The organism is Shewanella sediminis HAW-EB3, from assembly GCF_000018025.1.
Lineage (GTDB): Bacteria > Pseudomonadota > Gammaproteobacteria > Enterobacterales > Shewanellaceae > Shewanella > Shewanella sediminis.
Genome location: NC_009831.1, coordinates 1754481 through 1778244, shown reverse-complemented (window position 1 = coordinate 1778244; position 23764 = coordinate 1754481). Strand labels below are relative to the sequence as shown.

Here is a 23764-nt window from a genome sequence, read left to right as displayed (position 1 = left end):
CTTTTTTATTCCGGCTTCAAAGCCCTGCAAGCACAACAAAAATGCAACAGATGTAAAGTTCCTGCAAACTCAATCGAGAATGGTTATCATCCGCATCTCTTTGTAACCTACCAGGAAATACCATGCCGTTTTCATTAAGCAAGACAGCCCTTGCCACTCATTGTGCATTGCTTTGTCTTACCCTTCCCTCTTTCGCCACCCACGCAGCAGATAAGACATACGCTACAGCTCAGTCAATGGAGCGTATGATAATAACGGGGAGCCGCTCGGTAGAGCGAATCGATGAGGTCCCCTCTTCGGTTACCCTGATCGACAACGAGTCGCTAAAGCAAGATATGTTGGTCAGCTCTGAGCTACAAAACATCCTCGCATTTCGTGTACCTGGCATGGCACCAAGCTCAGGGACTTCGAGCAACTCAGGGCAAAGCCTGCGTGGCCGTCAGGCGCTAATCATGATCGATGGAGTACCTCAATCGACACCACTGAGAAATGGTCAGTTGGGTATTCGCTCCATCGATGCCGGGGCTATCGAACGCATCGAGGTGATCAAGGGCGCGACCTCTATCTATGGTAACGGCGCTTCAGGCGGTATCATCAACTACATCACGAAAAAAGCCACTAACGACGACAAGGCCAGGCTAGAGTTAGGCGCTTCGAGTAAGTTCAGCGCGGTAAAATTTGAAGATACACCGGGTTATCGTTTCGATGCCTCGATAGACGGTACCAATGATAACTTCAGCTATGTGCTCAGTGGCGCTATCGAAGAGACCGGCCTGCAACGTGATGCAGAGGGTGATGTCATAGGCCTGAAGTATGGTCTGTCAGAGGCCAAGTCCAAGAACCTGTTCACTAAGCTGGGCTATGCGTTCGATGAAGAGAAGTACCTGCAACTCACCTATAACTACTACGAGGCCCAGCAGGAAGCGGATTATGTCGATGTGGTCGGGAGCGTCAATACCGGCGTAAAAACCTATGCCATCAAAGATACTAGCGGTAACCCAAGGCTCGGAGCGCCGCAGGGGCCGCGCGGTAACCATAACCTTATGCTCAAGTATATTGACGATGAACTGTTTGCCAATACTCAGTTAACGGTCGACGGCTACGCCCAGATCATCGAAAACATGTTCTTCTATTCGACCAACCTCTCCAATCCCAGTGAAGGCTACGCCGGCGGCCAGTCACTGATTAAATCCGACAAGAAAGGGTTGCGAGTTAACCTTAATACTCAGATAGACTGGGATAATGTCGAAGTCAGCTTCATCTATGGTCTGGATGCACTCAACGACGTCAGCTCTCAACCACTGGATGATGGACGCATCTGGGTACCGGAGATCGACATGACCAACCTTGCGGCTTATCTGCAGGCAAAAATCATCATAGACAATGACTGGATTGTTAAAGCCGGGGTACGTCAGGATAGGGTGGATCTCACCGTCGATAATTATGAGACCCTGAAGGTATGCCGCGATGCAAATACCTGCTCGGTCCCCATGGACGTTAAAGGGGGAGATATCGATTACGACACCACGACCTTTAACTTAGGTGTCAGGTACAACATGAATGAGCACTTCAGCCCCTTTGTAAGCTTCTCCCAAGGTGCCGATATCTCAGACTTAGGCCGCTTGCTGCGCACCGCAACGGTCGATGATATCTCGCTTATCCGCACAGAAGCCTCGGTTGTCGATAACTACGAAGTGGGCTTCTCGGGACAATTTAACGATTTCACCTACGAGCTGGCCGTATACCGCAGTAACTCAGATCTGGGGACGGGTAACAAATATGATGAAGCTACCGGCGTGTACATGCCGGTACGTGCACCACAGAAGATCTGGGGCTATGAGGCACAATTGAGCTATCAGATTCAGGATCACTTACGCAGCAACGTCACTTACAGCTGGATTGAGGGTAAAGATACCGAGAATGACGTCTATCTCGACGGTAAGGCAATCTCAGCCCCCAAATTTACCGCCGGCATCGACTGGCAGCCGTTTGATGCGGCTAACCTAGGCATTAATTACCTCTATGTGGGCGACCGCGATCGCTTCGAGCCGACAAACGGTAACTATGTCGGTTCCCAGGGGCCTGTGAGCAGCTATAATCTGGTCAACCTCAGCAGCAGCTACAGGATTGATAACTGGCAACTGTCACTGGGTGTAGAAAACCTGCTCAATGAAGACTACTACTCGGCCCGCTCCCAGGCATTTACCTACAAGGGTTATAACACTAAGGGTCTGGGAACCACGGTAAACCTTGGAGTTAAGGCGAGCTTCTAAGATGCTCTAAATCAGGCTTGTTTATAACTGATTAATAAAAAACGGGACCGGTATTAACCGGTCCCGTAAAAGCGAGTAAAAAAATAGAGGCAATCGCAGCCAGATTAATCTGACTGCGATTTTTAACGACGTTATTAACGGCTAGAAGTATCTAACGTCTACTTATGCTTTCCATGTATTTTCCCTTTCTGAATCTTAACTTCACCGGTATGTCCCACAAACACCTGAGCCTTTGCCTTACTGGTGGTGCTATTGTCTACTTCCCAAATAATTCGGCTCAACTCGCAATCTTCTGGAGCTACAACATATAGATCCCCAGTAAGATCCAGGCAGCTTACGGAGAAGATAAACTGATTGGCTATATCCACATCACCATCATCATCCCCTCCATCGAAAGCAAGGTCACCATCGACATCGATATCGACCATAAACTCTTCAGTAATATCACAAAATTCCGTTTTGCCACCACCTTTCTTACTGTTCTTACCTTTAAGAGATACCTGCTTCACACACTTCTCATCGTTATAGCTAGCAGTGCTGACAAAACCTAACTCTATCCAATCGTCTCGATCATCAGAAAAGGAACAAACAACCTCTTCATCGACAACCTCACATACCATCTGATCGGCATTGGTCCAAAAAGAAAACTCTTGTTCCGGTCTTCCTATTCCCCGAATAAACCACTCTTGGGTAGATATCCAACCCGCACGAGGGTCGGTATCACGCATCTGTAGCCTAATATCATTATCCAAACCATCACAATCGGTAAAGCGGGTCAGAGCACCTGGCTCATAACCATCTTCATCAATAGCACCATCGCCATCATTATCAATACCGTCAGCAGGATCTTCGTGATAGCTACCATCGGAATCGGAATCAACACCAACCCAATCAACCATAGTGATAAAGATATCTACCGGCACAATAACGGGACCTTCATCGGTTTCAACATAACGAACAAATGCTGCATGACCACCATCACCGCAGTTCACCAAACCACTGGCGGCCTTCTTAACATGGAAAATCAATGTATCGTGGGGAAATCCCGGTCTGGGATTTCCCGCAGCCAAACAAGCCACACTGAAAATCAATGTCATTAATAAAATAGGTAATTTTAAAAGTTTCATCGCCACACCTCACAATTTTTTACTGCTTCAATTCAAATTGTAGGAGCCGGATTTCTGACTTAATAAAATTAAAACGTCTATAGACGTTGGCCTTTAGCGATGAATGCTATATAGACCAAAACAAGGATTATGCAATAAGATAAAAGTATTAAAATTCATGAGGTAAAAACTACCAACAAAGAGGTAAAGGTCTGGAATAACTGCGCTCAACAGGCATAAAAGTGTAACTAAAGATGTCAATTTGTAAAATTATCTGAAAATGACTAAGCCCCCTCTTACTATTCAGGTAAAAAGAGGCATAAATTAAACAAACAAGAGTTTTGACTCGATACACTGATATTTAGCTAAGTATTCTTGCTAAGTGCAGCTCCAATTCATACGGCTAACAGCTACGGCTAAACTCAAATAAGCGAGTTAACTAAATAGACGGCACAGCCCCTAACATGAGTGAGACCAGCTCGTCGACTCGCTGCTGACGCTCATCCTTGTCCTGTTCTGAATCGGTGAATCCCTGCGCGAGTACGCGCCATGCAGGCTCTGCCATACGTGGATGAAACAGCGCCACCAACACCGACCCTTTTTCATGCTTATCGGCATCGACTCCGATAGTAGACAAGCCCGGAACCAGACCCGCTCTGTCGAGTATCTCCGCATCGCTCATCTCTGATTCCAGTGCGATACCAAAACCTAACAGTAGATCGGGTGAGTCATCGATAGAGACCAGATGATAACCTTTAGCTTCCATCACTTTAGTCATCGCCGTGCGCATAAGGTCGACAACTTTATCATCATTGACTCCCTTCTCTGTTGCCACTCTGGCCAATGCTGGGTGCCATGCAAAACGGGGAGTGCTTTGTGACAGGAAGCCCAAATCTCCGGTTGTCACCATAGTGGCGCGCGTAGGCTTGGACTTAGGCACATCGACAGTGACACAGGCGGTCAACATAAATGTTAACAATAAGCAGCTGAGTTTTTTGAACATGATGTAAGATTCCCTCTTAAATATAATCCAATAATAACCAGTTAAAGATTAACCTAAGCTGACTCATAAGTAATTACAATTAGTTAACTAAAAAGTATTGGCGAGTATTCAAATTGTGTGCGACTAACATCTACTCTGTAGCTCATCGAAGAATTCCGTTAAAATACAATTTTATATCTCCAATAGCGGATCTACATGGAACTGGTTTTAACTATTGCACTTTTTGCATTCTCATCTGGAATCACCCCCGGCCCCAATAACATCATGCTCATGAGTTCTGGTGTCAACTTTGGTGTGAAGAGAAGTCTTCCCCATCTGTCAGGAGTCTGCATCGGTTTTCCCGCTATGGTACTCGCAATAGGTTTAGGCTTGAGCACAGTGTTTCAGGCATACCCCATCATTCACTCAATAATTAAGTATGCCGGTATATCTTATCTTCTCTACCTCGCCTGGCTGATTGCTAATAGCAGCAGTAAACTAGAGGGCAAGAACACACCCGATCCTTTGAGCTTTATACAAGCCGCCGCTTTTCAGTGGGTGAACCCAAAGGCCTGGATAATGTCCATCGGGGCGATTGCCGCGTTCACGAGTGTGCAATCTCCATTGCCGCCTCAAGTACTGACCATAGCGACCGTTTTTTTATGCGTGGCCATACCCAGCGCCTTCATCTGGTTAGGATTCGGAGTGGGCTTAAAACGGTTATTAAGAAATAGCCGCCAACAAAAAATCTTCAACATCTCTATGGCACTCTTGCTTGTAGCATCTATCATCCCTATTATCGCCCCATAAGCCGATATCCATAGAGTGAGCAAGGCTGCCGCAATGACACAGCCAGAGCTGGACCAAGAGAAGAATAAAATGAGAGACCAAGAGCAGGACACTGAACTTAAAGCCATAGCCCAGCACACGCAAAACTGGGTCGAACGTGTGATCATGAAATACAACATCTGCCCTTTCGCTCGCCGTGAAGTTGAGCGTCGCAGCATTCGTTATGCCGTTATCGATGAGGCTAAGATGCACAATGTGCTCGAGGCCTTGATCACAGAATGTCAGCACTTGGATGCTCACCCCGAGATTGAAACTACCCTATTTATCGTCCCCCGAGGGTTCGAAGGGTTTTACCCCTATCTGGATCTCGTCGATATCTCTAATGATCTGCTTATCGAGCAAGGCTATGAGGGGGTATATCAACTCGCGAGTTTCCACCCCGATTACTGTTTCGATGGTGAAGCTATGGATGACCCATCAAACTACACTAACCGTTCGCCATACCCGACCATGCATATCATACGCGAAACCAGCATGGAGCAGGCTCTGGCAAATTATGATGATCCGGAATCGATTCCGGAACGCAACATCGAGTTCTCCCAGAAGAAAGGCTGTGATTTTTTCGCGAAATTATTGTCTGGTTGCATGGGAAAAAAGAGGTAGTTTCATAATTAGTTCCATAAAGGTTTAGAGAATCAATACTGGTCCTTACTCGTTAACAGGTAAATTTTTAACAAGTAAGTTTGAACAGCATTCAGCAGGCAGGCATATCATAAGAATATGTGCCCTACTCATAGATAGAAGAGATAACAATGGCGAAGAAGTTTTACGTAGTGTGGCAAGGCAGAGAAACAGGGATCTTCACGACCTGGGATCAGACTAAAAAGTTGGTCGATAAATTTCCGGGGGCACGCTATAAATCTTTTCCCAGCCAAGCCGAAGCCGAAGCGGCTTTTGGCAAGGGAGCAACATCGACTCTTGCCAGAAAAACATCTCCTAAGCCAGCTTCGACACTAAAGAAGGCCAGCGCGCCTGAAAACACCACAAAGTATGATGTAGAGATATATACAGATGGGGGCTGTGAACCCAACCCCGGAAAGGCCGGCTCAGGTATCGCCGTTTACCGCAATGGTGAACTATCAGAGCTTTGGTATGGACTCTATAACGCCTTCGGCACCAATAACACCGCTGAGTTAAATGCGCTACATCAAGCGCTTCTAATCGCTCAGGACAACCTTAAACAAGGCAAGAGTGTTCATATCCTGAGTGACTCCCAATACTCCATTAACTGTATCACCAACTGGGCCTACGGTTGGAAGCAGAAAGGCTGGAAGAGAAAAACTGCAGGTGATATTAAAAACCTTGAAATAATCCAGATATCCCACGCCATATATGAAGAGATAAAAGAGAAGCTCCAGATCTCGCATGTGGCGGCTCACGTGGGCATTGAAGGCAATGAGTTAGCCGACAGAATGTCGATATATGCTATCGACCGGAAAGACACGCAGTTTTGCCGCTACCCCGAACCGATTGAACTCGCATCGATTCTAAGCCTGAGAGCTGGCTAACATTCCATTTTCGCTTAACCTATCTCCACCCCTTAGCTGATTGCTCAAGCTTATGAGGGGTTGAAATCATTCCTCTCAATGATGAGAGGAATGACCTATGCAGCGATTCCCCGTTCCCCCTAAGCGTTCGCCATCTTATCTTCACTCAAGCCTTGAGTCGGGTCTTCATCGTTAGCCAACATCTTCTTGATAAGCTTAGATGCGGCAAATGCGACACCCACCATAACCACAGCCATAATGGTCAATATACCGAAGTAGTCACCATACAGACTACGCACGATCTCCTGTGTGATAGCCTGCCCCTTTTCAACGGCGATAGAGGTTGAGAACACGGCACCAACGACACCACTGAGCGCCGTGGCAACCGAAAACAGACTTACCGAGAAAGCTTCGATATGCTTAGGCGCCACAGACAGTATGAAGGCGACGACCATGCTGCCAACGATCACTTCCGCAAACGCCAGAAAGAAATGGATAACCAAAAACACTTCGGGGCGAATAATAACATCACTACCTACGGTCATAACGGCTAAGGTCAATATGCCAAAGGCGATGGCGGTAAAGATAAAGGCAAAGCCTACCTTAGTCGCGATAGTAAAATGAATATTGCGTTTCTCCATGGCTGAAAAGGCCAGCGCGAGCAACGGGCCAGCTACCATACACCACATAGGGTTCATGGCCATCGATGCCTCCGGCGCAATAGGAATGATCCCGAACAGATCGCCGCGCATCGTGTTGATAGTAACTAACGTCATCGAGGTCATCATCTGACCATAGTAGACAAAAAATGCGATAGTAAGCAGCACCATAATTAATATGGTACCCATTCTCAGTGACTCACGCTTTTCCGATTTAACCATTATCGAAATAAAGTAACCAATGGCACCCAGACCTATCGCATAAACGATATTCTTACCGATATCCATGTTAGAGAACATGAAGAAGACCAAACCAATCATGGCGGCCGAACTGATTAAAAACAGCACCCAGTTCTTGATACTGACGGGCTGTCTGTCTATCTCCGAGCTGACCTCAAGTAATGGTTTGCGGGTTATCAGCATCAACACAAAGGCCAACAGAGCCATACCAGCGCACAAGAGATAGCTGCCACTGAAGCCTATGACTAACACGATCAACGGAAACAGGTATTGGCTGATAAAGGCACCAATATTGTTGATGGAGTAGTTAACCGCGTAACCGCTCTCGAAGGCCTCTTCGGTCGCGAAGGTTCGCTTGAAAAGCGGTGAGTAAGAGGGGAACATCAAGCCTCTGGCGTAACTGGCCAGGGCAATACCCGCCAGACTAAGAGGCACATTGATTAACGATGCGCCCAGCACCAGCAAACCATAACCTGCGGCGAAACAGACGAAGGCCAGAGTCAGGGAGCGATAAGCCCCGAGAAATTTGTCGGTGATGAAACCGCCGGCAATAGCGAACAGTGGGCCGATAGCAGAAAAAGCACCGACGACCATCATGGTATCGGCTTCTGAATAGTTCAGATCTTCCAGAAAGAAACGGGTCAATATCACCATGACACCGTAAAAAGACATGCCAAACATCATTTGGCAAATCATCATCGAACTGTTCAACCTATTCCACATAACCGGATCTCTTCGTATTAGTAACTAAATAAACTTCAATGTTTATCAACGTGCGCGGATATTACATGAATCAATTCATTGAACCAGAGTGGCTGGTCGCAAAACCAAAGATAATGGCTAAAAACTCTCTCACTGCGCCGTTACTATTTGTTTACACCTGAATCTTCATACGAAAAGGTTTATGCCTGCTTTATGACAGGCCTAAGACTGAAAATGACAAACTGAAAAGAATGGAAACAATATGAGACCAATGGTCATTCCACTCATCCGCTTCCTATAAACTAGATTTAAAGAGTAGAAACATGACAATCTAAAGAATTACTTACACAAAGGAGAAAGCATAACTATGCCAATGAGACTGCCTGTGAGACAATCTGCGCCATGAAAATATACGCCCATGTTCATAAAGCGCCCATTCGAGTTTTCCGCATCAGCAAGCGGCGCTTTTCGATACGTATAAAACGCGATCTAATCATCCTCAAGGAAGCGTTAGCGCAGGAAAAACAGGAGACCAAAGAGATGTTGGTCACCTACAAGCGTTACACCCGAAAGCAGGCCAATCGCGAAGAGCTGCGAGAAGCTAACAGGCAATTCGGGGATCTGTTAAAAGGACTGGGACTTGGCATGTTTGCAGTATTGCCTTTCGCTCCGATCACTATCCCCATAGTGGTTAAGCTGGGTAAAATTGTCGGAGTCGATGTATTACCCAGCTCATTTAACAATATGTCTGGGAGAAAAAGACAGCGAAAATCTCCGGTATTAGCAGGCAGTAAAGAGTAATTTGTAAGCTATTTATAAAGCGCTCCGCACAGCTGATGCATAGTACTGCTGTCAATATTGTGATACCTAAATCCCCTGCCCGCTTTCCCCTGAATTCATAGCCTGTTACCCTACTGTAATATTGTATAATAATGAATTGTTCACTCTTCCCTAACTATTTTAACTACCAGCAGAGAGTACGAGTCCCACATGACTGATTTACTGATTTCAGGCGTTCCAGGAACACCACTGACCATCTTACACACAGATTCTTATGCAGACTGGTTGGCCCAGCAGGAACAGCAAACACAAAACTGGCTAAGCAGCACACAATTTTCCGGTAAGGGCATGAGCCTTATTCCCGCAGCAAATGGCGAACTGGCTCAAGTTATTTTAGTTAGCGCTGAGACTGAATCTTACTGGTTATGTGGCGATCTCGTTAACCAGCTTCCCGCAGGACAATTCGCAATTACCGGCAGCGAGGAGCAGATAAAGGTCGCCGCATTTAGCTGGGGACTGGGTGCCTATACCTTCGATAGATATAAGGCCAGTGAAAAGGTCTTTCCTCAGCTGGTGCTGCCGACTCAGGCTCAAGCCGATGAAGCACTGAAGATGGTGCGCTCTGTCTCTATCGTACGTGACCTGGTTAACACGCCGGCTGCAGACATGATGCCACAGCATTTAGGTGAAATCCTGGAAGGTTTAGCTAACGAATTTGGCGCAAAGGTAACACAGATTGTGGGTGACGAACTGCTGGAGCAGAACTACCCGACGATCCATATGGTAGGCCGCGCCAGTGAGAACCTGCCACGTCTTATCGACCTTACCTGGGGTGATGAAGATGCGCCGAAAGTCACCTTAGTCGGTAAAGGTGTGTGCTTCGACTCCGGTGGACTGGATCTTAAACCTGGCGCGGGTATGCGTCTGATGAAAAAAGATATGGGCGGCGCCGCCCACGTTATCGGCTTAGCACATCAGATCATGGCCAGTAACCTGCCGATCCGCCTCCGTGTGCTTGTTCCTGCGGTAGAAAATGCGGTATCCGCCAATGCGTTCAGACCCGGTGATGTCATTAAAACCCGTAAAGGGATCACGGTAGAAATCGATAATACCGATGCAGAGGGCCGTTTGGTCCTGTGTGACGCTCTCGCCGAAGCCAACAATGATAAGCCTGAGCTGATGATAGACTTCGCCACCCTCACCGGTGCAATGCGTATCGCGCTGGGGACTGAGCTACCAGGGTTCTTCAGTAATGACGATCAGGTGGCTATAGACATGACTCAGTCGGGCCTTAATGTTCAGGATCCAATCTGGCGCATGCCACTACATAAGCCTTACTTTGAGCTGACCGGCAGTGATATCGCCGATCTCGCCAACTGTGGCAAGGTGCCGTTCGGCGGCGCGATTACCGCAGCCCTCTATCTCGAAGCCTTTGTCGATGAAGATATCAGCTGGAGCCACTTCGATGTGATGGCCTGGAATAACCGTAAACTGCCGGGTCGCCCTATTGGCGGTGAAGCATTCGGTATTCGTGCAGTATTTGACTACTTGCAGACGCGTTTCAGTAAGTAGTCAATAAATTTCCCCTAGCAAGGCCTGCCTGCAGGCCTTAACTTTTCTCCTCTAGGTAAAGTGGACTAGTGGCAGTCCAAAGCACTTATATAAGGTGTCCACTTTTAAGGGGTCATATCAACATCACTTCTAGCCTCTAGCCTCTAGCCTCTAGCCTCTAGCCTCTAGCCTCTAGCCAAGTAATAATATTTCAACAAACACACTAAACTCAGTATTAAACCCCATAAAAAACCACCAACCAGCCTAAAATCCAGCCAGACTGTAATTTAACAACATTAATTGCTTTTAATCTTTTCCGATTTTTGTATAATCCTTTTCCGGCTCGAACCTCAAGTTCAATGCCGGCTGTTACAAGGACAAGTGATCGACCCACGGAGTTGGACCGGCAAAACTTTTATAAGTTTTAAAGGTGATCCTTTCTTATATTAATGGCCGGACAACTCAAATCGATCGTCTAAGTGTCTTCACTTGGCGACGTCAAATGTCGCTTTATCCAAAGCAAGCCCCAGTGTCATCAATACAAGCATACGATCATCTTCGACTTACTCCTTTGTAGTTCAAATTTGGATAAATCATGCAGTTGTTGATTAGCTTGGCCGGGATCTTTTTTCTTATACTCTGTGGCTGGATTTTCTCTGAAAATCGCAGTGCAATAAAATGGCGTACCGTTATCGGTGCACTAACCCTTCAGGCAGGCTTTGCAGCCCTGGTTCTCTACGTCCCTATGGGACAACAGGTACTGGGCAGCGTCAGTCAAGGCGTCGCATCGGTATTAGGATTTGCCGACGAAGGCATTAAATTTCTGTTTGGCGATCTGGCCAGCACAGGATTCATATTTGCGATTAGAGTATTACCTCTGGTGATATTCATCAGTGCCCTCATCTCCATGTTGTACTACTTCGGCATCATGCAGTGGGTGATAAAAATCATTGGCGGAGCACTACAAAAGTTACTAGGCATCAGCCGCGCAGAGTCTCTGGTCGCCACTGGCAACATATTTCTGAGCCAGGGTGAGTCACCACTCTTGGTTAAGCCTTTCCTGCCCCAAATGACCCGCTCGGAGCTCTTTGCCGTTATGACCGGCGGAATGGCATCGGTAGCGGGTAGTGTCTTAGGTGGATATGCGGGTTTAGGTGTCGACCTTAAGTTCCTTATCGCGGCGAGCTTTATGGCCGCACCGGGCAGTCTGATGATGGCAAAGCTACTGGTACCGGAAGTCGAGACTCCTGACGCAGGCCAGGCAATCGATATGAACCAGAGTGAGCACAGCAATGCCATCGACGCCTTAGCCTCCGGCGCCATGAATGGTATGCGGGTAGCCGTGGCTATCGGTACTATGCTTATCGCATTTATCAGCGTCATCGCGATGTTTAACGCTGGGCTGGAACAATTGGGTTTATGGTTCAACTTCGAAGGTGTCACGCTTCAGAGCTTGCTGGGTTATCTCTTCGCACCGGTAGCCTTTATCATAGGTGTACCTGCCAATGAGATGATGCAGGCAGGGGGATTCATCGGGCAGAAGCTTATCCTGAATGAATTTGTCGCCTTCATGGACTTTGTCTCGGTGAAAGATCAACTCTCGGCTCACTCTCAGATCATCATCACCTTCGCTCTATGTGGTTTTGCCAACATAGGTTCAATTGCGATTCAGCTCGGCAGTATAGGTGTGATGGCACCGGAGCGCAGCGCTGATGTGGCAAACTTAGGCTTTAAGGCCGTTCTTGCCGCCACATTGGCTAACCTGATGAGTGCAGTTTTAGCCGGAATATTTTTCAGTATTGCTTAATACCCGTCGGTCTACTACTTTGAGATAAAGTGTAAACAGGGGTCTAGGATCTAGATTCTAGGCCCTAGGCCCTAGGCATAAATGTTCCAGACATAACGTATATTTCTACCCATCCTTGGGAAATATACCTTTCTATTTATGAGAGTGTTCCGGCCATAACGTCTGTTTATATGCATCCCTGCCAAACAGACATAAATGTTCTGACTGCCAAGGATGGTGGAAATGCCAATAAATGAATGGAACATTTATGGCCAGACATAAAAAAGCCCCAGATCTCTCTGAGGCTTTTCACTAATTCATTAGCGTGAAAGGTTTAGCCTTCAACAACACCTTTGCTTACCAGGAACTCATCGTAAGTTCCCTTGAAATCATTGATACCATCTTTGCTGATCTCTATGATGCGAGTTGCCAGAGATGATACAAAAGCACGGTCATGGCTGACGAACAGTAATGTCCCTTCGTACATCTCTAGTGCGTTGTTCAATGACTCGATTGATTCCATGTCCATGTGGTTAGTTGGTTCATCCAGCAATAAGATATTTGGCTTTTGCATGATAAGCTTACCAAATAACATACGGCCTTTCTCACCACCAGAAAGCACTTTAACAGACTTCTTAATGTCATCAGAACCAAATAGCATGCGGCCTAAGTAGCCACGAACCGATTGGTCGTCATCTTCCGGCTTACGCCATTGGCTCATCCACTCGAACAAGGTCATGTCGTTTTCGAAATCTGACTCATGATCCTGTGCGTAGTAACCAACCGATGAGTTTTCAGACCATTGAATCGTACCGCTATCTTGTGGGATATCGTGAACTAAGGTACGCAGTAAGGTGGTCTTACCCACACCGTTGTCACCCAAAATAGCAATACGCTCGCCCACTTCAGCCATGAGATTCATGTCTTTAAACAGCGGGCCTTCATCGAATCCTTTGGTTAGCTCTTCCACAACCAAGGCGTTACGGAACAATTTCTTCTCTTGCTCGAATCGGATAAACGGGTTCACACGGCTCGATGCTTTAATATCATCAAGCTTAATCTTGTCGATGAGCTTAGCACGTGATGTCGCCTGTTTAGCTTTAGATGCGTTAGCCGAGAAACGGGCAACGAAGCCTTGAAGTTCAGCAATCTGGGCTTTCTTCTTCGCATTGTCCGACATCAAACGCTCACGCGATTGTTGAGCTGCCATCATGTACTCATCATAGTTACCAGGGAATAGGCGTAGTTCACCGTAATCCAAGTCAGCCATATGGGTACAAACAGAGTTCAAGAAATATCTATCGTGCGAGATGATGATCATGGTGCTATTACGCTGATTAAGCATCTCTTGTAGCCAACGAATCGTATCGATATCCAAGTTGTTGGTAGGCTCATCGAGAAGCAACACATCTGGATCGGAGAACAGTGCCTGTGCCAAAAGTACACGTAGCTTGAAGCCCGGTGCAATTTCGCTCATCAAACCGAAATGTTGTTCGACACCGATACCGACACCCATTAAGAGTTCGCCGGCACGAGATTCGGCGGTATAACCGTCCATCTCAGCAAATTCCATCTCAAGGTTGGCAACCTTAATCCCCTCCTCTTCTGTCATTTCTGGCAGAGAGTAGATACGGTCACGTTCCTTTTTAACTTCCCAAAGTTCAGCATGACCCATGATAACGGTATCGACGACGTTAAACTCTTCGTAACCGAACTGGTTCTGGCTCAATTTACCCAAACGTTCGTTCACATCTAATGAGACGTTACCCGATGTTGGTTCAAGGTCGCCGGCAAGGATCTTCATAAATGTTGACTTACCACAGCCGTTGGCGCCGATCAGACCGTATCGGTTTCCGCCGCCAAATTTGACTGAGAGGTTTTCAAACAGTGGCTTAGCGCCAAACTGCATGGTGATATTAGCTGTAGTAATCAAGTTTAAGTATTCCGAATTCAGTTATGCGATGCGCGGCGAACTCACGCTGCCAGCGCTTGAGTGAGCAAAATCAAGCGCGAAAGTATAGTAGATCAGGCTTAAATTATCAAGATTACGTGACCACCGACAATTCAATTTAAGCACCCAGGATTATTAATTCAACTTCTGGTGTCTTAACCGATTAGCATTAGTGACCACAGTCAGCGAAGACAATGCCATCGCCCCTCCCGCGATAACGGGGCTAAGCAGCATACCGGTAAAGGGAAACAATACGCCTGCGGCAATGGGGATGCCTAAACTATTATAGATAAAGGCACCGAACAGGTTCTGCTTAATGTTTCGCATACTCGCACTAGCCAGGGAGAAGGTATCGGCCAGGACAGATAATCTGCCGGAAAGGAAGGTCAGGTCGGCGCTCTCTATCGCCACCTGCGTGCCATCTCCCATGGCAATTCCCACGTCTGCGCTGACCAGAGCCGGCGCATCGTTGATCCCATCTCCCACCATGGCAACAATCTCACCGCTGCTTTTAAGGTCGATAATATGCTGCTGCTTCTGCTCGGGTAACACTCCGGCTATCACCTCCTCTATTCCCACCTGCTTGGCCACTGCATTCGCCGTTTTAAGATTATCTCCGCTGAGTAAAATCACGCGCTTACCCGATTGTTTCAACGCCGAGATAGCATCGAAGGCATCGGGTTTTAACGGGTCTGTAATGGCGATGACCGCCGTCAAAGCACCTTCCAGGGCGACAAATACCGGGGTTTTCCCCATCTCGGCAAACTCTATGACCTCATCTTCCAGCGCATCCATGTTGCGGACGCTCTGCATTTTCATCAGCTCCATATTACCTACGGCCAGCTGTTGACCATCGACAACACCGACAATGCCCTTACCTTGATAATTGGTAAACGCTTCGGGCTCAACCAAGGATAACTTCCGAGATTTTGCTTCGCTTAACATAGCATCGGCTAGCGGGTGCTCTGAGTGTTGCTCCAGACTCGCAACGCTTGTTAACAAGGTCTCGATTCCACCCGGCTCATCGATACTGATATTTCCAGATGCCAGCAGTATATCGGTAACCAAAGGTCTACCTAAGGTGATGGTGCCGGTTTTATCGAGTACCACGCAGCTAACCTTGCTCGCCGTCTGCAGCGCCTCACCGTTCTTTATCAGCACTCCCATCTGAGCCGCCCTACCCACCGACACCATTATCGACATTGGCGTCGCTAAACCTAAGGCGCAGGGACAGGCGATGATTAACACACTGGTCAGAACGATAAGCGCATGAGACAGCTGAGGCGCCGGACCTGCCATAAACCAGATAAATGACGCAGCCAGTGCAATTAACACCACGACAGGAACAAAGTAGGCGGAGATTTTGTCTGTCAGGCGACCAATAGGCAACTTGGATGTTTGCGCCTGTTGAACTAACTCGATGATCTTCGCCAGACGGGTATCGTTTAACCCTGCAGTCACACCAAATATTAAGCTACCGTTGCCATTTACGGTCCCGGCACTCAAAGCATCTCCTACAGATTTATTCACAGGAACAGGCTCACCGGTCAACATAGACTCATTAAGCTGTGAATGACCGGATAACACTTCACCATCGAGTGCGACTCTGTCTCCGGGCTTGAGTCTGAGACGATCACCTATCTTGATAGAAGCGATCTCAACCTCTTCATCACCTGAATCGGTCACTCTGATAGCGGTCGTTGACTGCAAACCTATGAGCCTTTGTACCGCTTCACCGGTTTTGCCTTTAGCCCTGAGCTCAAGGGCATGACCTAAGTTGATTAAACCTAAGATCATCACACTGGCTTCAAAATAGACATGCCGGGCCTCGGCCGGAAACCCGCCAGGCATCAACACCACTATCATGGAATAAAGCCAGGCGCTTGTGGTGCCCAGCACAATCAGGGTATCCATATTGGCCGCGCCAGCCTTGAGGGCACGCCACATACCCTGATAAAAATGTCCTCCGGTAGTGACCAGAAGCACTAAGGTGACCAAGCCCATTGCGCCCCACATGAGTTGCTGACCAGGGCTGTTGACCATCATTTCGCCGCCTAACAAGCCCCATAGCATCATAGGAATACCAAGGCCCAGACCCAGGGCCGACTGAATAATACGAGTACGGTACTCAACATTTTCCTCTTTAACCTTGGTCTCGGAAGCAAGCTTAGCATCGAGCACCAATTCGCTGTCATAGCCGGCACTGGCTACCGTTGCTATGGCCAATTCGCTGGTGATATCGCCGTTGATCAGCACCTGTTTTTCACCCAGGTTCACCCGCGCATCGACTTTTTCCCCCGATGCCTCCCGAGCTAACTTTGCAAACGCCCCCTCAATCTTGGCAACACAGCTGGCGCAGTTCATTTTAGGTACATATAAAGTCATGCTTGTCATAAGATAGTTTCTCCAGACCCTTTAATAATTCATTGGTATAAGGACTAAAACAAGCGTAATGTCTCCCCTAATGGGAGAGTCAAACATCTTTTTCACGTAATTTAAAAATAGCCCAATGAGGATAGAAGAGAGGACAAAAGATGAAAATTGGTGAGGTTGCTAAACAGACAGGATTATCAGTTAAGAGTATTCGCTATTATCATGATATCGGACTCATCTGTGCCACCCGAGGTGAAAACGGATACCGTGAATATGACCAGCCACAGATTGAGTCACTAAAATTCATCCACCACAGCAGAGAGCTCGGATTTTCACTCGATGACTGCAGATCACTACTTGACCTTAAACTTAATCAGGCGAGAGATGCCGAGGACGTTAAAAATTTAGCTAAGGCACATCTCGAGCTGGTCAGTGAGCGGATCATTAAGCTTCAGGCGCTCGAGGCACAACTGAAACATCTGGTGGACGATTGCCGCGGGGGGCACCAGCCGGATTGCTCGATCATCAATAGTTTAAGTTGAGTTAATGCAGAGTAGAGTTTAAACAGAGTCAAGTTAAAGCCAAGTTGAATTAACCATTTTCGGTCGCCAATGCCTGCCCTGTTGGACTGACCTACTGGCGAAAGGGAGTAAGAAACACCTTATTCGCCATGTTTAAGGTTTTGGGCATTTTCCAGCTGTAGCAGAGCCTGCTCACCTGCCGGTGTAAAACCAAAGACCTTGCCGTAAAAAGCCAATTCCACCTCGAGTGCTTTGACCTTGTGATGCGGGTCCTTCAACCCATGCTCCTCACCATTGAAAGCCAGGTATGAAACGGGCACGCCCTTGGCTTTAAGTGCATTGAACACTCGCTTGGACTGCTTCTCGGCCACTATCGCATCATCACTTCCCTGAATAAGCAGTAGAGGTTCATCGAGCTCCTCCAGGTGATATAGAGGCGAGCGTTGACGATAGATATTCTGCTCTTCGCCGCTGAGTCCGACTAAGTGCTCAAGGTATTTTGACTCAAATTTGTGCGCCTCTTTACTCAGCACTTCCATGTCGCTTATCCCCGCGTAACTCACACCGGCTTTAAAGGTGTCGAAGAAGGCTAATGCCGACAGCACCGTTAACCCCCCCGCGCTGTTTCCGCGCATGGCAAGTTGCAAACCATCGACCCAACCTTTGTTCACCAGATGACCCGCCGCTCTGACCGCATCTTCGACATCCGCTTTACCCCAGCGGCCATAGATACTTTGGCGATACTTTCGCCCGAAGCCCGAGCTGCCACGGTAATTGAGGTCCATCACCGCAAACCCACGGCTGGTCCAAAATTGAATGTCGCGTCTGAATGCGAGACTTGCCTTATAGGTTGGCCCGCCATGTAACATCACCAGCAGTGGCGGCCTCGAGTCCTTAGGAGGGATAAAATCGGGGTTGACCGGGCCATAATAATAACCAAAAACCTGTTCACCTTCCCCGGATTCAAAGCTGATACTTTCGGCTCTGGAGACATAGTTAGGATCGAGTACCGGCAGCTGTGGCGCGTAAACAAGCTGAGTGCCACGTCCATTCACTTTATATATTCCCTTTTCCGGCGTCACTTTCGCGCCGATAAAATAGATCCCATTTTCGCCTTTCACGACTTGGGATATCTCACCAAAATCCACCGCGATTGACTCAGTCAACCCGGTATCGAGAAAGATACGGATAAGCGATGCCACACCATTGTGGCTATAACTGGCTATGATGGTATTGTGAGACTCAAACGCATAGTTATGATTACCCAACTTCCAATCTGGAACGGCAAACTCCGCCTCCATGTCCAGCACATGCTCGAGCTCCCCCTCTGAGTTGATGCGATACAGGTTCCACCAATTATTAAAATCGGCGACAAAATAGAGCTGACCGTCCGGGCTATAAAGAGGCTGGGTGATCGAACCTTCACGATCCTCAATCAATCTGCGAGCATTATGCAGCCCTCCCTTAGGCTCAAGCTCACCGACCCATAATTGTGTATTATCCCAAGGCATATTGGGATGGTTCCATGATATCCAGGCCATCTGGTTATTATCCGGTGAGACTCTGGGGGCCGAATAAAAATCGGCGCCTGAACTGAGTACCTCCCCCTCGCCGGAGAAATTCAGGTTCAGTGCCACCAGACCGGAAACCGGCATGCCAGTCTTGCGATGATCTTCCCTGACACAGATAATACGGGAGCCTTTGGAATAGGATACGCAATCGGCATGACGAGTCCCATTGGGGGTGAGCGGTACAGGGTCTTGATTAGGGGCGATGCGATAGAGGAGCTGATCTTTGGCCTTAGAGACGAACAGACTCTGGCCAATACCGAGAAAAGGGGAGCCACCGTATTCGTGTACCTTAGAACGGACATCAAAATCGGTGCTAACAACCTCGGAAACGCTACCATCGAGCTCGAGACGCTTAATACCGACCCTACCATCGGAGGAGGAGTCGGACTGTACAAAATAAACGGCATCGTTGACGCTCTGTAACTCACCAAAATTGTCTGATAACCCGTAAACATCGCTGGCAGATATCGGCGAGGTCCAGCTACCATAGGTATCAATCTGGCAACCACTGCGTTTATCGATGAGCTCTGTGGGTTCGGTAGGCTCTTTCTTAGAGCAACCGACAAGCAAGCTAAGAAGTAACGCCGAGAAGAGATAGGTCATATACACGCGAAATCTCATTGATACCTCCAAAGTTCATCTTGCTTTATCATTCAGTTACTTCTTTCTGACAATCTTATGCTTAAACCATTCAATCACTGCCAATTGTTTTGCCTGGGTTAGACCAAAATAGATGCATACCCAGGGCGAGATAAGCAGATACCAAGGTAAAACAGTGGTATCACGCCCACTGAACAGGAGAAACAAGAAGCCACAATAGATAACCAGGACACCTGAAATCCCTACAAATAACATGACATTTCTAGCTACTTTTTCCAACCAATCCATCTTCTTATCAAATCTCATAGATACAAAATCCCCAATAACGTGATCATTATCACCTAGATTAGCGATACAGTTCAAGAGACGTTCAGCATCAGGTTTGCTGGCCTTCGAATGAAGGCTGATCACTTTTTCTGTTTTGCTTCTGGCTGAGTTGGTATTGGGTGGTGTGTTTATAACTTTTATCTTCATTGTTATCTAACGCCTGCCCGGCGAGGAATGTGCATTCTTAAGTTTAGAAGGTTCTGCGAGACGGTGAATATGGCGTAGATATATGATTATGAACGAGAGGGTAAATATGGTTGACCACTGCAAAAGGCCACTTTCTTCGGGAATAGAAAGTGGCCTTTTTTATAGATTAAATTTGTTGGTATTCAGCTAACTCTAATGGCTCTTAACTGCTGAGGACTCTTAACTGCTGAGGGCTCCTAACCGCTGAAGGCTCTTAACTGCTAATTAGTCTTCATTGCCGGTGATGAGATTGTTAATCGCTTTTGATACCAGGTCTTTTTTCATCTTAGTGCGTGCAACAGGTTGGTTAAACCAGAAACTCATCGGCTGATCAAAGCCAATACCGTGCATATAGTTGTAGATCGCCTTACGAAGCCCTTCGCCAAGCATTTCATGATCCGTACCGGTTGGATCGGTGAAGTCCACATCGTTTTCAGCGAATAAGATCTCAGGGCGCTCAGCAAGCGTGATGCCAAACTTCTCCGGGTTTATGCCAATAGGGCTGTGAATCGTGGCCACAAAACGGTGCCAGTAGGCGGATTGGAAACAACCTTCTTTCATCATCTGACGCACCATCTCCAGCGAATCAACGGTTTCTTGCTCGGTTTGTGTTGGAAAGCCATACATCAAATAGGCGTGAACCAATATACCTGCATCACTGAAGGCTTTGGTTACCTGGGCGACCCGCTCAACACTCACGCCCTTTTTCATCAGTTTCAATAGACGATCTGATGCCACCTCAAGTCCACCGCTAACAGCGATACAACCAGAGTCAGCAAGCAACTGGCAACGCGCTTGGCTAAACGTCCTCTCAAAGCGGATATTTCCCCACCAGCTGATCACCACATTGCGTTCAATGAGCCGCTTTGCCATCGCAAACAAAAGCTTTGGCGGTAGGGCTTCATCGACGAAGTGGAAACCTGTCTCTCCGGTTTCTTCGATGAGTTGCTCGATTCTATCCACCAGAATATCGGCGCTAGCGGCATCAAAACGGTCGATATAGTCCAGACTTACATCGCAAAAGCTGCATTTTCGCCAGTAGCAGCCATGAGCTATGGTCAGTTTATTCCAGCGTCCATCGCTCCAGATGCGGTGCATAGGATTGAGCATTTCACACAAAGAGAGGTATTCCCCAAGTGGCAGGCCGTCGTATACCGGTGCACCAACATCAGTTTGTGGGATATCCTGGAGCTCTGTATTTTCATTGAAGTGTACGTAGGCCTCCCCATTTTCATCCTCTGCGAGCAGATAGGTTCGCATCAGTGAGTCTACCTCACGCTGTCCTTCAAAGTATTCGAGTAGCGTGATAAAAGGACGTTCGCCGTCGTCCAGACAGATAAAGTCGACAAACTCAAATACTCGAGGGTCCTTCAGCGCACGCAGCTCGGTATTGATAAAACCACCGCCCATTACGATGGGAATGCCGGGATTGATCGCTTTACAGGTTTGCGCGATACGCAGGGCTCCCAGCATATTGCCGGGGAAAGGCACGGTTAACGCGACGACGCTAGGTTGAGTTTCTTCCAGATAGTGCTCAACTAACTGTTCCAAAATTTCCGAGCTGAAACTAGGTTCGCCCATCAAGGTATCGTAGAGATTATCAAAGCTTGGGTTGGCAGCCGCTAATTGCTCACCATAACGGCTCACTTCAAAGTAGGGATCAACCCCCTGAGTAATGACGGTTGAGAGATCGTTAATAAACAGCGTTGCTAGATATTTAGCTTTATCTTGTACGCCTAAATTACCAAAGGCTGCTTGCAACACATCGCCGGATACCGCTTCCATCTGAGCAATAGCGTCAAACGCTGGCCCTTCTGGTAAAAAACGACGGGAGTTAATACGCAGCGCAAGGCTTGGATCTTTGCCCTGCAAAAAACGAATCGCGCTCTCAACTGTCTGATGGTAACGGTCAAACTCAGCCAGAAAATTAAAGATTGCATCAGGTAGCTCATTGTCTTCAAGGTGCTCGAAGTTTTCTTCCACATGCTGACGAATAATCTCCAGCGCAGGCGCTGTCATCATCTCCAGGAAAAGCTCAATAGCAGGATCTCGCTGAACCGCCTCATAGCCTCGAGAGCGTAAAAAACCCGTTAAATACGCTGTTGCCGGATAGGGCGTATTCAGCTGGGTCATAGGTGGAGTCATTAGAAGAACGGTCATAGCCTGCCTTTAAATAGTAAAACCTGAATACTCTGTCTGAAAATGAACGGTGCGAAACCCTCAGTACGAACAAAGTGTGGCAGCAACCCTCTATGTCAGGATTGTTGCCATAAAATAGGAGTGGATTCTAGCAAATGAGCTATACCCATTCTACTTCAAAGTGCAGATTTAAGAGCAGCCTGAGCGAAACCAATTCAAGGCGCATTGTTGAAATAATGGTGGGGCCGTTCGATGGCATTCATGCCGATGGGCACAAAGCAAAGTTGGCAATGATACTCATTCTCTAGATAAATAGAATTTATGGGCTATATTTATTACTTCGAAATGAACATAGAGGGAGGGAATTCATATGATAGTTGCACGTTGGTCTATAGACGCAAAATTTGGACATAAGCCTGCTGTTATTGATTCTCTATCAAAATGGCAAAATATTTTTGGAGCTCAAATCGGCTGGGAAGGAAAATGTAGAATTCTAACAGGTTCTGTTGGTGCTTTAGAGTCAACAGTTATCTCTGAAATTACTCTCGATAACCTGGCTGAATTAAGTGAGTCTTGGGACAAACTAGCTGAGCTAGATGGTCATAAGCAATGGAGTATTGAACTCGAGCCTCACATTGTGTCTGGTACTATGAAGTGGGATGTATACCGTATTGTTGAGTAGCTCAAATCAAAAAACAGTCGCTAGAGGCTGTTTTTTTTGATGTTCACTTTTTACCACGACATACAGCTTAATTTCTAAGTTATCGGAAAGACAGTGGACACCGTCAAATATCGAACTAAATACCCACAAAATCAGAAGATTAAATGAAAGATATTTGAAACTTGCTATCGGACAAGCAACCAATAAAAAACGAGCCTAAGCTCGTTTTTTATTGGTTGATTACAGATGCCGATATTCTTAAATTCGGATCCCGCCATCAATTTCGAACACACGACCATTCACATAGTCATTTTCGATGATAAATTTCACCGTCGAAGAGATCTCTGAAGGCTGACCTAAACGACCGACCGGAACCATCTTCTCCAGACGCTCAAGTGCTTCAGGCTTCATCGCTGCAGTCATCTCAGTTTCAATCACCCCCGGTGCGACGGCTGCGCTACGAATATTGTAGCGAGCTAACTCTTTTGCCCAGCCAACTGACATTGCCGCGACGCCTGCTTTAGACGCTGAATAGTTAGTCTGGCCTACGTTGCCCGCCTTAGCCAGGCTGGAGATATTAATGATCACCCCTTCCTGCTCTGATTCAATCATGGCAGCCGCCGCTTCACGGCCACACAGGAATGTACCGGTGAGGTTCACGTTGATCACGGCTTGAAATTGCTCGAAAGACATACGTCCGGTAACCTTACCCTCTTTGGCTTTCACCAACATGCCATCGAACAAGATCCCTGCGTTGTTGATCAACACATTGACCTTGCCAAAATCTTCCATGATGAAACCGAAGCCGGCGACCACATCTTCTTCATCTGTGATATCGAAAGCGTAACCCTGAACTTCGGCTCTGTCACCGATGTCGGCACAGGCACATTCAAGTTTCTCCTGATCAACATCGATAAGCGCCAACTTAGCACCCGCTTCAGCTAAATCCAGCGCCATAGCCAGACCTAATCCACCGGCGCCACCAGTGATGACCACAACCTTATCTTTTAAATCCATCGA

18 protein-coding genes are annotated in these 23764 nt (G+C 47.3%); 9 read left to right on the top strand and 9 right to left on the bottom strand.

Annotation, left to right across the window (positions count from 1 at the left end):
* Nucleotides 1-122 precede the first annotated feature (122 nt).
* A complete protein-coding gene (locus tag SSED_RS07745) occupies nt 123-2273 on the top strand; it encodes a TonB-dependent receptor (RefSeq protein WP_012141843.1) in 2151 nt (716 codons plus the stop codon).
* Between the two features lie 158 nt (nt 2274-2431).
* Here the strand turns inward: SSED_RS07745 and SSED_RS07740 are convergent, their stop codons facing one another.
* Both SSED_RS07740 and SSED_RS07735 read right to left on the bottom strand, forming a co-directional pair.
* The gene (locus SSED_RS07740) at nt 2432-3400 is read right to left on the bottom strand and encodes a hypothetical protein (protein WP_012141842.1); all 969 of its coding nucleotides are present in this window, start codon (nt 3398-3400) and stop codon (nt 2432-2434) included.
* 418 nt (nt 3401-3818) lie between these two features.
* Nucleotides 3819-4382 carry a DUF4136 domain-containing protein gene (locus SSED_RS07735; RefSeq protein WP_012141841.1) on the bottom strand — a complete coding sequence of 188 codons (564 nt, stop codon included), beginning with the start codon at nt 4380-4382 and terminating at the stop codon, nt 3819-3821.
* 195 nt (nt 4383-4577) lie between these two features.
* Here SSED_RS07735 and SSED_RS07730 point away from each other — a divergent pair, with 195 nt between their 5' ends.
* The 3 genes from SSED_RS07730 (at nt 4578) to SSED_RS07720 (ending at nt 6718) form a co-directional block, all read left to right on the top strand.
* Nucleotides 4578-5171, top strand: a complete 594-nt coding sequence (locus SSED_RS07730) for a LysE family translocator (protein WP_012141840.1) — start codon at nt 4578-4580, stop codon at nt 5169-5171.
* 69 nt (nt 5172-5240) lie between these two features.
* Nucleotides 5241-5813, top strand: a complete 573-nt coding sequence (locus tag SSED_RS07725) for a DUF1415 domain-containing protein (RefSeq protein WP_041422039.1) — start codon at nt 5241-5243, stop codon at nt 5811-5813.
* A gap of 149 nt (nt 5814-5962) precedes the next feature.
* Nucleotides 5963-6718, top strand: coding sequence for a ribonuclease H1 domain-containing protein (locus tag SSED_RS07720; RefSeq protein WP_012141838.1), 756 nt, complete (start codon nt 5963-5965; stop codon nt 6716-6718).
* Nucleotides 6719-6837: 119 nt separating this feature from the next.
* On the opposite strand, the gene SSED_RS07715 is transcribed toward SSED_RS07720, so the two are convergent.
* Nucleotides 6838-8295 (bottom strand): MFS transporter, encoded by a 1458-nt coding sequence (locus SSED_RS07715; RefSeq protein WP_012141837.1) that lies wholly within the window; start codon nt 8293-8295, stop codon nt 6838-6840.
* A 405-nt stretch (nt 8296-8700) separates the two neighbouring features.
* Here SSED_RS07715 and SSED_RS07710 point away from each other — a divergent pair, with 405 nt between their 5' ends.
* From SSED_RS07710 to SSED_RS07700, 3 genes are all read left to right on the top strand, one after another.
* Nucleotides 8701-9099, top strand: coding sequence for a hypothetical protein (locus tag SSED_RS07710; protein WP_012141836.1), 399 nt, complete (start codon nt 8701-8703; stop codon nt 9097-9099).
* 189 nt (nt 9100-9288) lie between these two features.
* The gene (locus SSED_RS07705) at nt 9289-10650 is read left to right on the top strand and encodes a leucyl aminopeptidase family protein (protein WP_012141835.1); all 1362 of its coding nucleotides are present in this window, start codon (nt 9289-9291) and stop codon (nt 10648-10650) included.
* A gap of 574 nt (nt 10651-11224) precedes the next feature.
* Nucleotides 11225-12436, top strand: coding sequence for a NupC/NupG family nucleoside CNT transporter (locus SSED_RS07700; RefSeq protein WP_012141834.1), 1212 nt, complete (start codon nt 11225-11227; stop codon nt 12434-12436).
* Nucleotides 12437-12749: 313 nt separating this feature from the next.
* Here the strand turns inward: SSED_RS07700 and SSED_RS07695 are convergent, their stop codons facing one another.
* A complete protein-coding gene (locus SSED_RS07695; protein WP_083758932.1) occupies nt 12750-14348 on the bottom strand; it encodes an ABC-F family ATPase in 1599 nt (532 codons plus the stop codon).
* 153 nt (nt 14349-14501) lie between these two features.
* Entirely contained in the window at nt 14502-16760 is a 2259-nt protein-coding gene (locus SSED_RS07690) for a heavy metal translocating P-type ATPase (RefSeq protein ID WP_012141832.1), read from the bottom strand.
* 140 nt (nt 16761-16900) lie between these two features.
* On the opposite strand from SSED_RS07690, the gene SSED_RS07685 reads away from it, so the two are divergent.
* Nucleotides 16901-17281, top strand: a complete 381-nt coding sequence (locus SSED_RS07685; RefSeq protein WP_012141831.1) for a MerR family DNA-binding protein — start codon at nt 16901-16903, stop codon at nt 17279-17281.
* 119 nt (nt 17282-17400) lie between these two features.
* Here SSED_RS07685 and SSED_RS07680 read toward each other — a convergent pair whose 3' ends face one another.
* From SSED_RS07680 to SSED_RS07670, 3 genes are all read right to left on the bottom strand, one after another.
* A complete protein-coding gene (locus SSED_RS07680; RefSeq protein WP_012141830.1) occupies nt 17401-19452 on the bottom strand; it encodes a S9 family peptidase in 2052 nt (683 codons plus the stop codon).
* A gap of 36 nt (nt 19453-19488) precedes the next feature.
* Complete coding sequence (locus SSED_RS07675) at nt 19489-19737, bottom strand: hypothetical protein (protein WP_012141829.1); 249 nt, start codon at nt 19735-19737, stop codon at nt 19489-19491.
* A 432-nt stretch (nt 19738-20169) separates the two neighbouring features.
* A complete protein-coding gene (locus SSED_RS07670; RefSeq protein WP_012141828.1) occupies nt 20170-22104 on the bottom strand; it encodes a B12-binding domain-containing radical SAM protein in 1935 nt (644 codons plus the stop codon).
* 349 nt (nt 22105-22453) lie between these two features.
* On the opposite strand from SSED_RS07670, the gene SSED_RS07665 reads away from it, so the two are divergent.
* Nucleotides 22454-22765, top strand: coding sequence for a hypothetical protein (locus tag SSED_RS07665; RefSeq protein ID WP_012141827.1), 312 nt, complete (start codon nt 22454-22456; stop codon nt 22763-22765).
* A 237-nt stretch (nt 22766-23002) separates the two neighbouring features.
* Here the strand turns inward: SSED_RS07665 and SSED_RS07660 are convergent, their stop codons facing one another.
* Nucleotides 23003-23761 carry an SDR family oxidoreductase gene (locus SSED_RS07660; protein ID WP_012141826.1) on the bottom strand — a complete coding sequence of 253 codons (759 nt, stop codon included), beginning with the start codon at nt 23759-23761 and terminating at the stop codon, nt 23003-23005.
* Nucleotides 23762-23764: the final 3 nt, after the last annotated feature.